This window comes from Ruegeria sp. CK1, assembly GCF_056536545.1.
In genome coordinates, this window is sequence record NZ_JBQFPX010000001.1 from 822,467 (window position 1) to 834,732 (window position 12,266).

Sequence of the window (12,266 nt, forward strand, 5' to 3'; positions counted from 1 at the left end):
GGATTTAGGTTTTGGGAAATGACATCAAACTCTGCAGACAGCGTCTTTCTGCACAGCTAAATAATCCGATGTCCTGGACTTACGTAGTGGTAGCCCGTAGGGGAATCGAACCCCTCTTTCCAGGTTGAAAACCTGGCGTCCTAACCGATAGACGAACGGGCCAAATGGTCCAAACAAGCACAAGTGGTAGCCCGTAGGGGAATCGAACCCCTCTTTCCAGGTTGAAAACCTGGCGTCCTAACCGATAGACGAACGGGCCACGCTGGCTTGTGGAGGGCCTTTTACGGTTTACCTCACCCCCCCGCAAGCCGAAAAATGCAGGGATGTGAAAGTTTTTTACGAGGCCGGAATTCGGGGTTAATTTGCTTCTGCTGCATCCTCAAGCCGAAGCTGTACGCTTTGCCGTCCGCCCCAGGTATTGACTTCGAGTCGTCCGGCGAAATGGAAGCGTGCGCCGCCGTGATTGGACAGCTTTTCACCCATCGGACCGTCGAACGCTCCGAACGAGATTGCGTCCAGACCGCCTCCTACACCATCAGACAGAGACAGTTTTAGGTGGGATTCCCCTACGCGCTTGGCAAACCGAACCTGCAGATCAGGCAGCGCGTATCGCGGGGCAGGGGCGCTGGCACCGAAGGGACCGGCTTTTTCAATCTGTTCGATCAAATCAACCGTTGCTGCGCCGGGCATCAGGGCTCCGTCTAGTTTTAAATCTGCCAGGCCACCTTCGCCCGCACCCTGCTTGGCCAACAATTCACTGAGCCGCGCCATTGCTGATTCCAGCTGATCGCGCTTCACCGTCAGACCGGCAGCCATTTTATGGCCACCGCCTTTGACCAGAAGCCCCTCGGTGGCTAACCGTTGGATTGAGGCACCAAGATCAACGCCCGAAACGGAACGACCCGAGCCCTTACCCTCGTCGCCATCGAGGCCGATAACAATTGCAGGCCGGTTCGCAGACTCCTTAAGCCGAGAGGCCACGATTCCAACCACGCCGGGGTGCCAGCCTTCACCCGCAGCCCATACCAATGGCGCATCTAATCCACGTTCTTCGGCCTGTTCCAGCGCTGCAGCACGCACTGCGTTTTCAATGTCACGACGTTCGGTGTTTAGCTCATCCAGCCGTTGCGATAACGCTTCGGCCTCTGACATCGAGTCGGTGCTGAGCAGGCGCGCGCCCAAATCGGCCTGTCCGATCCGCCCGCCTGCATTGACACGCGGGCCAAGCAGGAAGCCCAGATGATAGCTGTTAGGGGCGGAGTCCATCCGCGCCACATCCGACAAAGCCACCAATCCCGGCCTTTGCCTCTGCGCCATAACCTTCAGTCCCTGACGAACCAATGCGCGGTTTGCTCCGACCAGCGGGGCCACGTCCGCTACAGTGGCCAGCGCTACAAGATCCAACAGACTGATAAGGTCCGGCCCCTTGACCCCAGATTCACGCAACTGACGCCCCGCTTCGACCAACATCAGGAACACGACGCCTGCAGCGCAGAGATAGCCCAGATCGCCGCTTTCATCTTGCCGGTTCGGGTTCACGACAGCTGTGCAGTCGGGCAGGGTTTCACCGCCCAGATGATGGTCCAACACGATCACATCGGCGCCTTTTGCCGCTGCTATCGGCTCGTGGCTGAGTGTTCCGCAGTCGACACAGATGATCAGGTCGTGAGAAGCCGCCAGTTCCTGCATGGCAGGGACATTGGGGCCGTACCCCTCGTCGATCCTGTCAGGTACATACAGAGTCGCATTTAACCCCATCTGGCGTAGCCAAACCAACAACAGGGCTGCCGAGCTCCCGCCATCCACGTCGTAATCCGCGAACACCGCAATCCGTTGTTTGTTTCGAACCGCAGACAGAAATCGCGTTGCTGCCTTTTCCATGTCTTTCATGGACCGCGGGTCGGGTAGCAGTTCTTTGAGTTTGGGCTCTAGAAACCCCGGAGCCTCCATCGCTGCAACGCCACGTCGCGCTAGAACCTGACACACTGCCCGGGGCAGACCCGCCTGTTGGATCAGCATCTCAGTGGCCCGTTCGGTTTCAGCCGACGGCCCCACCCAACGCCGCCCTGTCAAGGATTGCTCTACACTAAGAAAGCCCATGGCCCGCCTCTCATGCGTCAAGGCCGGACCCTTTCGGACCCGGCCTCTTTTTTCGATTCTACAACTACTCTAGCCGCAAATAGCGGCGCAAGCTGATCATTCTTCGGTGTGCGGCCACATCGGCGTGCGGTACGACATACGGCGGACCGAGCCGGTTTTAGAGCGCATCAGCAGCGTGGTGGTTTCAACCCAGCCGGGTTCGCGCTTGATGCGTGGCAGCAGCGATCCGCCTGTAACACCAGTTGCAGCAAAGATCACATCCGCTGTCACCATCTCATCCCGAGAATAAATACGATCCAAATCGGTGATGCCCGCTTTGGCCGCGCGGCCGCGTTCGTCATCGTTGCGGAACGTCAAACGGCCAAAGATCTGACCGCCCATGCATTTCAGCGCAGCTGCGGCCAGAACACCTTCGGGCGCGCCGCCCAGACCCATATACATGTCGATGCCGGTTACTTCGCTTTCGGCGCAGTGCATGACACCAGCCACGTCGCCATCCGTAATCAATCGGATAGACGCACCGGTTTCGCGCACTTCGGCGATCATCGCTTCGTGACGGGGGCGTTCCAGAATGCAAACGGTGATATCAGTGGGTTCACAACCTTTGGCCTTGGCCAGCGCTTCAACTCGCTCACGCGGCGTCATGTCCAGATTAACAACACCCTCGGCAAAGCCAGGCCCAATGGCCAGCTTATCCATGTACACGTCCGGTGCATGCAGCATCGAACCACGCGGTCCCATTGCAATGACGGTCAAGGCGTTTGGCATATCCTTGGCCGTCAGCGTGGTGCCTTCCAGCGGATCCAACGCGATGTCCACTCCTGGGCCCTGGCCAGTGCCAACCTCTTCACCGATGTAGAGCATTGGCGCTTCGTCACGTTCGCCTTCACCGATGACCACGACACCTGCGATGTCCAGCAGGTTCAACTGTTCACGCATCGCGTTTACGGCTGCCTGGTCGGCGGCTTTTTCATCGCCGCGGCCGACCAGAGAGGCCGAAGCCAATGCGGCCTGTTCCGCGACCCGTGCAAGGCCCAGCGACAGCAGTCGGTCGTTGAAATCTACTTTGGCAGCACTCATTTTTCACTATCCTCAGGTCAGTATCGGCGTTTTCTTCGGCATAACCTGCGTTTCATGCAGGCCGCAAGGGTCAAACCTCTTCAATACGCAATGCAACGGGCTCTCCGGCGACAACATCAGTTTCGCGGAGGCCGTTTAAGGCGACATCCAGCCCGGCGCGGGTGGTCTTGTGGGTGACGATCAGAACCGGGGCAGTGCTTTCGGCGTGCCCGTACTGACGCATACGGTCAATCGAAACGCCCGCGTCGCCCAGAATGGCGGCTACTTTGGCCAACGCACCGGGTTTGTCGAACAGAGCAAGGCGCAGATAGTAGGGGGCGGGCAGGCCGGTCACAGCCGGTTTCGCCTCCTGCAACGAGGTCGCCGGGCGTCCAAAGGTTGGAATTTGCATACCACGCGCCAGATCGCAGACATCGCCCATCACGGCGCTGGCGGTGGGGCCTTGACCCGCGCCGGGACCGCGCAGAACAACCTGCTCAACCGCGTCGCCTTCGATCACTACCATATTGGTGCCACCTTCTAGCTGACCCAGAGGCGAGCTGCTTGGTACTAGGCAAGGCTGCATGCGCTGTTCAAGGCCGCGCGCAGAACGTTGTGCCACGCCCAGCAGCTTGATGCGATAGCCCATGTCGTCGGCCTGATGAATGTCTTCCAGAGTGATCTGCTGAATGCCTTCGATCTGGATGCCATCGAAATTCGGCTTTGTTCCAAACGCGATCGAGGATAGCAGTGCTAGCTTATGCGCCGCATCGATGCCGCCCACATCAAGGTTCGGATCCGCTTCAAGATATCCCAGCTTGGCACATTCTTCGAACAGAGCGTTATAGCCTTGTCCCTGCGATTGCATGCGGGTCAGGATATAATTGCAAGTGCCGTTCATCACGCCCATGACACGGGTGATCTCATTCCCGGCCAACCCTTCGGTCAGGGATTTGATGACCGGGATACCGCCCGCGACCGCCGCTTCGAACCGGATCACGCGGCCCGCAGCCTCGGCCTTTTCAGCCAATTCCTGACCGTGGATCGCCAGCAAAGCTTTGTTCGCAGTGACCACGTCTTTGCCACTGGCTAGCGCAGCCTCGACCGAGGCTTTCGCCGCGCCGTTCTCGCCTCCGATAAGCTCGACGTAAACGTCGACATCATCGCGCTTGGCCAGCGCGACAGGATCGATTTCCCACGCATAATCCGAAAGGCTAACACCGCGATCCTTGTTTGCATCGCGCGCTGAGACTGCGACGATCTCAATCGGTCGGCCTGTACGCGCCTGCAACAGGTCAGCATGACGGCGGATGATCTTCACCACACCCACGCCAACTGTTCCCAAGCCCGCAATTCCCAGCCGCAGCGCCTGTGTCATCCCGTGGGTTCCTTTCCGCTCGAAAATTCTGTGGTATCGGGTCTGTCACCCGTTCAGCGCTGCCTTAACGGGTTCGGCGCTAGGGTGCAATGCGTCGCGGTTTCGGGCGCGCCCGGAATCACAGCAGGTCAGTTGATTTCCGCGTCCTGAAGCTCTTGTGACTTTTTTTCGAGCGCTTCGCGTCGCGCAATCAAATCCTCTTCGACTTCGGCGGCTTCGCTCACCGGATCTACTGGCGCACCAAGATTTTCCTGCAATGGGATGAGTTTAGGGTAGCGGGCTGATTTGAGTTCTGGCAGTTCGCGCCCCTCCAGCTCCGGAAAGTCAGCACACCCGGCGCAGATAAGGGGCAGGATCAGAAAAGGCAGAAGCTTCATGCGGAACCCTTTGAAGGTCGAATATTTCCGTGATGCACCTTTTACTGCGTTGTTTCAAGCGGGGTTCTATTTGAACATACGTTCAGATACTGTGGAACGATGGCACGTACACAAGGTTCACATTCTGACATAACCGGCCCGCGTATCCGTAAGGCTGCGCTGGGTTTGTTTGCGCGCCACGGCTATGCGGCGGTTTCGATGCGCCAGATTGCTGCCGATGTAGGGGTTCAGGCTGGTGCGCTTTACAACTACACGCCGGATAAGCAGAGCCTTTTATACCGATTGATGCATGAGCATATGCAGGACCTGCTGTCTGCTTATGAAGACTTGGAAGACGCAGTAAATGCGCCTGATGCATTGCGGCAGTTTGTCGGGTTTCACATTCGCTTTCATCTAAAGCGTCCTGATGAGGTATTCATCGCCTATATGGAGCTGCGAAACCTAACGCCTGAGAATTTTTCAGAAATCGAAGCCTTGCGGCGCACCTACGAAAATGCCCTAGAGGCCATCCTGCGCAGAGGGCAGGAGGCCGGGCAGTTTGATATAGCGGATACCAAAATCGCCACTTTAGCTGTAATCGCCATGCTGAACGGGGTGATGACGTGGTACCGTTCGGGCGGACGCCTATCGCTGGACGAGGTTGAGCAGATCTATTGGGACATGGTGCGCCGGTCAGTTTCGGTTTGAACGTATTAGTGCGCGGGCTGAATGAACGTGCCGTTTCGCAATTCCCGAAAAGCCTGTTCTAGTTCCGCCTGCGTGTTCATGACGATGGGGCCGTGCCAGGCGACGGGCTCTGCAATCGGTGCACCTGAGATCAATAAAAAGCGTACACCTTCAGGGCCGGCTTGCACTGTAACTTCGTCTCCGGTGCCAAAGCGAACAAGTGTTCGGTCACCTGACATGTCACGTATGTTCACTTCCTGTCCTGCAACTTCTTTTTCCAGAAGGACTCCGGTAGGTTGCGAGGCGTCGGCAAAGGCGGCCTGACCTTCAAACACATAAGCGAACGCGCGGCGGTAGGTGTCGATCCGAAAGGTCTTTTTGACCCCCGCTGGAATTTGGATATCAAGATATTGGGGATCGGCGGCTATACCGTCGACCGGGCCGGTCTTGCCCCAAAACTCGCCCACAATCACACGGACTATTGTGCCATCGTCATCGGTGACTTCTGGAATGTCCTTGCTTTGCACGTCTTGATACCGCGGTGCAGTCATCTTCTGCGCGGCAGGAAGATTGCCCCATAGCTGAAAACCGTGCATCTGACCGACTTGGTTACCTGTGGGCATTTCCTGATGCAGAATGCCTGATCCGGCAGTCATCCATTGGACATCTCCCGCCCCCAGCGCGCCACTGTTGCCCAAAGAGTCCGAGTGTTCGACCGATCCAGCCAGTACATAAGTGATCGTTTCGATCCCGCGATGGGGATGCCAAGGAAAACCAGCCTGATAATCTTGCGGACGATCATTGCGGAAGTCGTCAAATAGCAGGAAGGGGTCGAGTTCCGACGGATCCTGAAACCCAAAAGCGCGATGCAGTTTGACGCCTGCGCCTTCCATAGTGGGCACGGCTTTTCGGGTCTCTAAAGTTGGTCGCAAAGACATGTTGATCTCCTGAAGCTGTACGGAGCATGTATGCTGGCCGCACGGGGCGTCAATCAGCAGAAAAGAACGTTAACTGTGCGGAAATGCGTCCCTCTGTCATTTTTGGATCAAAGCCGCTACACCCATCGGAAAAGAGCAGGGGATCGCATGCAACAAGACGTACTGGCCATTATTCGACCGTCATCTTCCAGACGTTGGCTGGGTGTGGGGATGCTCAGCATCGTCGGCACGCTGGTTTTGTACGTTGCCTTGGCGCAGCCCCCAGAGCCCGTGTGGCAGATCTTTTTGCTGGTCGTCGGTGGGTCGGCCTTCTGGCTGGCGCAGCGAATGTGGAAAGCGACAAACGACACGATCGAGCTGACGCAGACCGAGCTTAGGACCGGGGCAGGGAGGCTGATTGCAAAGATCGAGGATATCGAATCCATCGATCAAGGGGTGTTTGCTTTCAAGCCCTCGAACGGGTTTCTGTTAAAGACCAAGAAAAGCGCTGAAAACAGTTGGGCACCGGGGTTGTGGTGGCGTCTGGGTCGACGGGTTGGCGTGGGCGGCATGACAACCGCCGCCGAAACCAAATTCATGCTTCAGGTACTACATCCAATGTTGCCGTAATCTATGGACAGAATACAGCAGCAATGTCGTCGTCTTCGATTTTGGGACTAAAACGCGGTCGTGTGAAAACCAAGTTATCAAATTGGTGGGTTCTGTTCAGCCAGCCCGTAGTAAGTAGCGGAACATAGTCTTTCGATGTTTCTACAATGATCAAACTGTCCAAGTCCGCCATCTCTGGAAGAAAGTCAGACAATTGTTCTACGTTGTCATTTGTCCAGATACCTTCATAACCACAACGCGTCGACCACTCTACGTTATGGCGTCCTTCTTCGCCCTCATCCCCCTCTTGGTATGTAACAAACGACAATCGCATGTTCAGAGTCGAGTTATCTCTGACCATACGATTGAATATCGAGTGCATGGATAGCGCGTAGGTTTCGGTGATTGGGACCTGACTTTCACGCGAGATTAAATCACTTACCGTGTATGCGGCTCTCAAGTTGGCGGTGCTTTCACGAAACCCGTCAAAATACGTATAAGTAAGCGTGACAGCCCATACCAGTACAGGGAAAATTATAACCGACTCTACGGTCAGGCTGCCGTTTTCTCGAGCTGTGAAGCTGCCAATGAGACGGTGGGTGCGTGAGAAAAGACGCGCCATTTTATGGCTCCTGAACAAAGGTTGTCGTCGCTGTCAGTGTAACCAAGCCATCATCGCCCGACAGAGCGCGCCCCATTGCTGTTGTCGGAAATATCGGATCAATCTTTGCGCAAGCGCGCAAAATCATAAGCTCGTTCGATCCACCGTTTGAAAAGTTTCGAACCGGTTTGGCCTCATCAGCCCTGTCTGTACAGTCTGGTACTTCTGGGAGATTTACACCGCTGTACGGATCTTGAATGATCATCTCCAGCTGCAAGTTGTCGGAACATTTTTGCATCACGACCATCCCATCGCAGATTGCATCCTTGATGGTGTCATGCTCGTTGTCTTCCAGATTTATCCCAAGACGAATGTCGCGCACCACCAAATCCATAGAGCGATCCAATATCGCTTGCTGAATTGTGACCAGCGAATATTCGATGACGCAAAGAATAAAGAACATGTAAAGTGGGAACCATATGGCAAACTCAACGGTCATATTCCCATCTTCTGACCGTTTTACACGAACCAGGTTTTTAAGCACTTTTGGGATCATTGCGTTAGTCTCAGCTGTTTGATCGACACAGCAATAGTTTGGAAGACTTGTTCGATAGTAAGTGATTCAGTTTCTTCAACCCCATCGTCCAGAGTTCCTCCACCTTCGACTTTATAGAAATATCCGGCGCCGCTGGAGCAATTGTCCATTGCCGTAACGCCTACGGTTGGGGCCTCAAAAGCGATGCTGTAGATATCAACATTCTTGGCTTTGAGGGCGTCGCAGATATTCTTCAAGCGAGTATCTTTTGTTGTTCTGTATGTCTCTGTAAACGCAGCGGAATACCAATTATAGTTATGGTCGGTCTGCCAAGCGTAGTTATAGGCTGCGTTCCAGTCCAGGTTCACGCGGCTCCACAATTCCGGATAGGTTAGACGAACTGCCTCGCCGTCCGCTTGGGTGGCAGCGTCGCCTCCATAGGGTTCAGGATTGTCTTCCGTCCCATGCCTGGTCCAGTAGTACAGCAGCGGGTCGTCGGACGTTTTAACGCTGTATTCTTCGGAGAAAGTATCTGTTCTACAGCGGAGTCTGCCCCTATTGTTGTACCAACACTCTTCTATTTCGAACTCTTCTTCGGTTACCCATACATCCGAATTTCCACCGCGCAGACTTTCGTCCAACTCCCAGTTCTCGGTGTTTTCGCCATCGGTCATGACAATCAAGATCTTTTGGACATTGGTGTCATATGTCTCGGGACGGTCGTCGAACGTTGACGGAACAACATTATCTTCTGACAATTGATTGATTACAGGCCGGAACTGGGGATCTAGCAGCGCAGCACCCCATTTGACTCCAATATCAATTGACGTGTTTCCGCCCGCGGTCATGGCATTGATCTGATCGTGAAGGTCGGAAATAACGTTTGTTACAGGCGTTATCGAGCTGCCAGCCCGGGTGGTGCAGACCGGGTTATAGAATCCGTCATCATCGTAGTCGTTTCTATAGTTTGTGCGGTCGAAATGCGCCGTTCGTTTAAGCGTGTGCGATGGATTGATCGCGTTGTCCTCAAAATCACTTGCCGTGAAGTTTACACAGTGCGAGTAACTGTGTTCGTTGGTAACCCCAGACATGTTATTCAGAATGTTCGGTCCAGCGTTGACCTGATTGTTATAGGGTATGATTGAGATCGAGATTTTTTCAGGATCCTCTTCAAGATACATCGTGTTAACGAATTTTACGGCGGCGTCCTGAAGTGCCGCAAGCTTTGAAATGGTCACCAGGTTGCCATCTTCATCTTCCACTTTCGTCGCTGAATCCCAGCCCATTGAGCCAGAGATATCGAGGACCAGAGAGATTTCGATCGAACCCAGAGACTCCTCTGCGACGCTCCCAACCTTAGCGGTCAGCGTTGGGTAACCGAAAAAGTGCATGAAGTGGGTTTTGACGTCGACTTCAGCATATGCGGTAACTTTTCTTGATCCGATGCCTGTTTCAACGACTGGATCTCCTGAAAGCTCACCCCGGACGTTGGACTTCTCAATATAGTCGATGACAACTTCTTTCGGAGGAAGTTCTTGTTTCACATTCGCCGCAGCAAGAACGGCCCGGTCCAGGGCACCCTGAAGGCTGGCTCTATCACGCTCAAAGTTCATTATATCTACGCCGACGCCTGCTGTCGCAAGTATAAGGATAAATCCGAGGGCCACAAAAATTGTGAACACCCCGCCATCTTCGTCTCGTGAAAAACGACGAGCCGATGAAGTTGCGTTTTCAAAACTCTTAGTGCTGCACCGTAATTTGCGCATTAACATATCTACGACCCCGCTGTGCAGACACCCAAGCTGCAAAGGAAAAGTTAACTGTAAATTAACGGCGAATCGTGGCGGGAATTGGGCAAAAAAGACATCAACTTGGCTGGTTTACCCGCAGAGGTGAAATAATTTTTTGACCTCGGTGGGTTCTGTTTTCGTATGGTCGACAATCCTGACGCCGGAGGTCCAAGTATGCGATTCGCTGGTGAACTGGACTTTTTCATCACCTTTTTCGAGTTTTATTTTTGCTTAATTATTGATCGTCGGAGGATTGGGTGCGACAAAACGTCAGAACGCAAGTCGTTCGCCGGCACGGAGGATTAAATGACGGCCATTAACGAACCCAGCTTTCGCGAGAGTGTGGACCTTATGTTCAACAGGGCGGCTTCCCTGATGGACTTGCCTCCGGGGCTAGAGGAAAAAATCCGGGTGTGTAACGCCACCTACACGGTAAGGTTCGGCGTACGTCTAAGAGGTGAGATTCACACCTTCACTGGCTACCGTTCGGTTCATTCCGAACATATGGAACCGGTCAAGGGCGGCATCCGCTACGCTCTGGCTGTGAACCAGGATGAAGTCGAGGCACTTGCGGCGCTTATGACTTACAAGTGTGCGCTTGTCGAAACGCCGTTTGGTGGCTCGAAAGGTGGGTTGTGCATTGATCCCCGGAAATATGAAGAGCATGAGTTGGAGCAGATCACACGGCGTTTCGCCTATGAGCTGGCCAAGCGTGACTTGATCAACCCATCTCAGAACGTGCCTGCACCGGACATGGGGACAGGCGAGCGTGAGATGGCTTGGATGGCCGACCAATATGCGCGAATGAACACAACCGACATCAACTCGCGGGCCTGTGTAACCGGCAAGCCGCTGAATGCAGGCGGGATCGCAGGGCGAGTCGAGGCCACCGGTCGGGGCATCCAATACGCGCTGCGCGAGTTTTTCCGGCACCCCGAGGATGTGCAAAAGGCTGGCCTGTCGGGCAAGCTGGACGGCAAACGGGTCGTGGTTCAGGGTCTTGGCAACGTGGGGTACCATGCTGCGAAGTTCCTGAGCGAGGAAGACGGCTCCAAAATCGTTGGAATTATTGAATGGGATGGCGCCCTTTATAATCCCGATGGGATTGACGTGGAATCCGTTCGTCAATGGATCGTTAAACATGGCGGCGTAAAAGACTATCCGGATGCCACTCATTCGGCTGAAGGGGCTGCAGTGCTTGAGGCCGATTGCGACATTCTGGTTCCGGCGGCGCTTGAGGGTGTCATCAACTTGTCCAACGCAGAACGGATAAAGGCGCCTCTGATCATCGAGGCGGCAAACGGTCCTGTAACAGCTGGCGCAGATGAGATCCTGCGCGATAGGGGCACTGTGATCATCCCAGATATGTATGCGAATGCTGGTGGTGTGACAGTGTCTTACTTTGAATGGGTCAAGAACCTCAGCCATATCCGCTTTGGCCGGATGCAGCGCCGTCAAGAAGAAGCACGCCATGAGCTTATCGTCAGCGAGTTGGAGCGTCTGGACCGCTATCTGGGCGATGCGTGGTCCATGTCTCCTGATTTCAAGGCCAAGTATCTCAGGGGGGCGGACGAGTTGGAGCTGGTACGTTCCGGTCTCGATGACACGATGCGCATCGCCTATCAGTCCATGCGCGAGGTATGGCATAGTCGCGATGATGTCGAGGATTTGCGGACCGCAGCCTACATCGTGGCCATTGACCGCGTTTCGAAAAGCTACCGCGCTAAGGGGCTTTGATTCTTTAGGGGCGGTCAGACGACTATCTGATCGCCCCTGTTGCTGTGCGACACTTATTAAGTGGCCTTGCGAAATGCGTGATAGCAGGCCTTGCTTCTGCCGGGTAAGCTGCTGCGAAAGAAACGAATCCGGGAGCCCCACCATGTTGCGATCCGCCTTTGCGGCCATTGTGCTTTTGGCCACACCTCTGGCAGCTCAAGAAACCAAGGAACAAAGCTGCCAGTATCAGGCGGATGTCGTCGCGGCGATTCAAAAGGCTCGGCTCGACAAAGTTAAGGAACGGGACGTGCCGCAGGCGGTGGCCGAAAGTGGGCCGACATGGCCTGAAAACTACAATAACGCTATCCCGTTGATCACCCCTTGGGTATACGAACAAAAGATGCGCGACGTGCGAAAAAAAGACCTGGGTGCCGCTTGGTTGGAGTTGTGCTTGCAGCAATAATCCACAGGTTCGCGAATTCTCTGTGGACAACCGCGCGTCATCCCCTTGGCGCGCG

General features: G+C 54.8%; 12 protein-coding genes and 2 tRNA genes. 4 read left to right on the forward strand and 10 right to left on the reverse strand.

Annotation, left to right across the window (positions count from 1 at the left end; genetic code table 11):
• Window positions 1-87 precede the first annotated feature (87 nt).
• From ACR0L3_RS03920 to ACR0L3_RS03945, 6 genes are all read right to left on the reverse strand, one after another.
• Window positions 88-162: transfer RNA gene (locus ACR0L3_RS03920), tRNA-Glu, on the reverse strand.
• A 22-nt stretch (window positions 163-184) separates the two neighbouring features.
• Window positions 185-259 (reverse strand) — tRNA-Glu (locus ACR0L3_RS03925).
• 98 nt (window positions 260-357) lie between these two features.
• On the reverse strand, window positions 358-2,100 hold the full coding sequence (recJ, locus tag ACR0L3_RS03930) for a single-stranded-DNA-specific exonuclease RecJ (RefSeq protein ID WP_480743809.1): 1,743 nt from the start codon (window positions 2,098-2,100) through the stop codon (window positions 358-360).
• A gap of 96 nt (window positions 2,101-2,196) precedes the next feature.
• Window positions 2,197-3,180 (reverse strand): class II fructose-bisphosphatase, encoded by a 984-nt coding sequence (glpX, locus tag ACR0L3_RS03935; RefSeq protein WP_480743811.1) that lies wholly within the window; start codon window positions 3,178-3,180, stop codon window positions 2,197-2,199.
• 70 nt (window positions 3,181-3,250) lie between these two features.
• Window positions 3,251-4,537 (reverse strand): homoserine dehydrogenase, encoded by a 1,287-nt coding sequence (locus ACR0L3_RS03940; RefSeq protein ID WP_480743813.1) that lies wholly within the window; start codon window positions 4,535-4,537, stop codon window positions 3,251-3,253.
• 128 nt (window positions 4,538-4,665) lie between these two features.
• Window positions 4,666-4,914, reverse strand: coding sequence for a hypothetical protein (locus ACR0L3_RS03945; RefSeq protein WP_480743815.1), 249 nt, complete (start codon window positions 4,912-4,914; stop codon window positions 4,666-4,668).
• 99 nt (window positions 4,915-5,013) lie between these two features.
• On the opposite strand from ACR0L3_RS03945, the gene ACR0L3_RS03950 reads away from it, so the two are divergent.
• Entirely contained in the window at window positions 5,014-5,601 is a 588-nt protein-coding gene (locus ACR0L3_RS03950) for a TetR/AcrR family transcriptional regulator (RefSeq protein WP_480743817.1), read from the forward strand.
• Between the two features lie 5 nt (window positions 5,602-5,606).
• On the opposite strand, the gene ACR0L3_RS03955 is transcribed toward ACR0L3_RS03950, so the two are convergent.
• Window positions 5,607-6,518, reverse strand: coding sequence for a pirin family protein (locus ACR0L3_RS03955; protein WP_480743819.1), 912 nt, complete (start codon window positions 6,516-6,518; stop codon window positions 5,607-5,609).
• 147 nt (window positions 6,519-6,665) lie between these two features.
• Between ACR0L3_RS03955 and ACR0L3_RS03960 the strand changes: the two genes are divergently transcribed.
• Window positions 6,666-7,127, forward strand: coding sequence for a hypothetical protein (locus ACR0L3_RS03960; protein ID WP_480743820.1), 462 nt, complete (start codon window positions 6,666-6,668; stop codon window positions 7,125-7,127).
• Window position 7,128: 1 nt separating this feature from the next.
• Here the strand turns inward: ACR0L3_RS03960 and ACR0L3_RS03965 are convergent, their stop codons facing one another.
• From ACR0L3_RS03965 to ACR0L3_RS03975, 3 genes are read right to left on the reverse strand one after another with little or no spacing between them, the layout of a single operon-like run.
• Window positions 7,129-7,728: a TadE/TadG family type IV pilus assembly protein gene (locus tag ACR0L3_RS03965; protein ID WP_480743822.1), complete on the reverse strand. Its 600-nt coding sequence runs from the start codon at window positions 7,726-7,728 to the stop codon at window positions 7,129-7,131.
• 1 nt (window position 7,729) lies between these two features.
• Complete coding sequence (locus ACR0L3_RS03970; protein WP_480743824.1) at window positions 7,730-8,206, reverse strand: TadE/TadG family type IV pilus assembly protein; 477 nt, start codon at window positions 8,204-8,206, stop codon at window positions 7,730-7,732.
• Between the two features lie 53 nt (window positions 8,207-8,259).
• Window positions 8,260-10,014: a TadE/TadG family type IV pilus assembly protein gene (locus tag ACR0L3_RS03975; RefSeq protein ID WP_480743825.1), complete on the reverse strand. Its 1,755-nt coding sequence runs from the start codon at window positions 10,012-10,014 to the stop codon at window positions 8,260-8,262.
• 324 nt (window positions 10,015-10,338) lie between these two features.
• Here ACR0L3_RS03975 and ACR0L3_RS03980 point away from each other — a divergent pair, with 324 nt between their 5' ends.
• On the forward strand, window positions 10,339-11,769 hold the full coding sequence (locus tag ACR0L3_RS03980) for a Glu/Leu/Phe/Val family dehydrogenase (protein WP_480743827.1): 1,431 nt from the start codon (window positions 10,339-10,341) through the stop codon (window positions 11,767-11,769).
• Window positions 11,770-11,911: 142 nt separating this feature from the next.
• Window positions 11,912-12,211, forward strand: a complete 300-nt coding sequence (locus ACR0L3_RS03985) for a hypothetical protein (RefSeq protein ID WP_480743829.1) — start codon at window positions 11,912-11,914, stop codon at window positions 12,209-12,211.
• Window positions 12,212-12,266 lie beyond the last annotated feature (55 nt).

Bases quoted from the DNA above. Each gene is read 5' to 3' on its own strand.
- recJ (WP_480743809.1), bottom strand. From the start codon at position 2,100: ATGGGCTTTCTTAGTGTAGAGCAATCCTTGACAGGGCGGCGTTGGGTG.
- glpX (WP_480743811.1), bottom strand. From the start codon at position 3,180: ATGAGTGCTGCCAAAGTAGATTTCAACGACCGACTGCTGTCGCTGGGC.
- ACR0L3_RS03940 (WP_480743813.1), bottom strand. From the start codon at position 4,537: ATGACACAGGCGCTGCGGCTGGGAATTGCGGGCTTGGGAACAGTTGGC.
- ACR0L3_RS03945 (WP_480743815.1), bottom strand. From the start codon at position 4,914: ATGAAGCTTCTGCCTTTTCTGATCCTGCCCCTTATCTGCGCCGGGTGT.
- ACR0L3_RS03950 (WP_480743817.1), top strand. From the start codon at position 5,014: ATGGCACGTACACAAGGTTCACATTCTGACATAACCGGCCCGCGTATC.
- ACR0L3_RS03955 (WP_480743819.1), bottom strand. From the start codon at position 6,518: ATGTCTTTGCGACCAACTTTAGAGACCCGAAAAGCCGTGCCCACTATG.
- ACR0L3_RS03960 (WP_480743820.1), top strand. From the start codon at position 6,666: ATGCAACAAGACGTACTGGCCATTATTCGACCGTCATCTTCCAGACGT.
- ACR0L3_RS03965 (WP_480743822.1), bottom strand. From the start codon at position 7,728: ATGGCGCGTCTTTTCTCACGCACCCACCGTCTCATTGGCAGCTTCACA.
- ACR0L3_RS03970 (WP_480743824.1), bottom strand. From the start codon at position 8,206: ATGACCGTTGAGTTTGCCATATGGTTCCCACTTTACATGTTCTTTATT.
- ACR0L3_RS03975 (WP_480743825.1), bottom strand. From the start codon at position 10,014: ATGTTAATGCGCAAATTACGGTGCAGCACTAAGAGTTTTGAAAACGCA.
- ACR0L3_RS03980 (WP_480743827.1), top strand. From the start codon at position 10,339: ATGACGGCCATTAACGAACCCAGCTTTCGCGAGAGTGTGGACCTTATG.
- ACR0L3_RS03985 (WP_480743829.1), top strand. From the start codon at position 11,912: ATGTTGCGATCCGCCTTTGCGGCCATTGTGCTTTTGGCCACACCTCTG.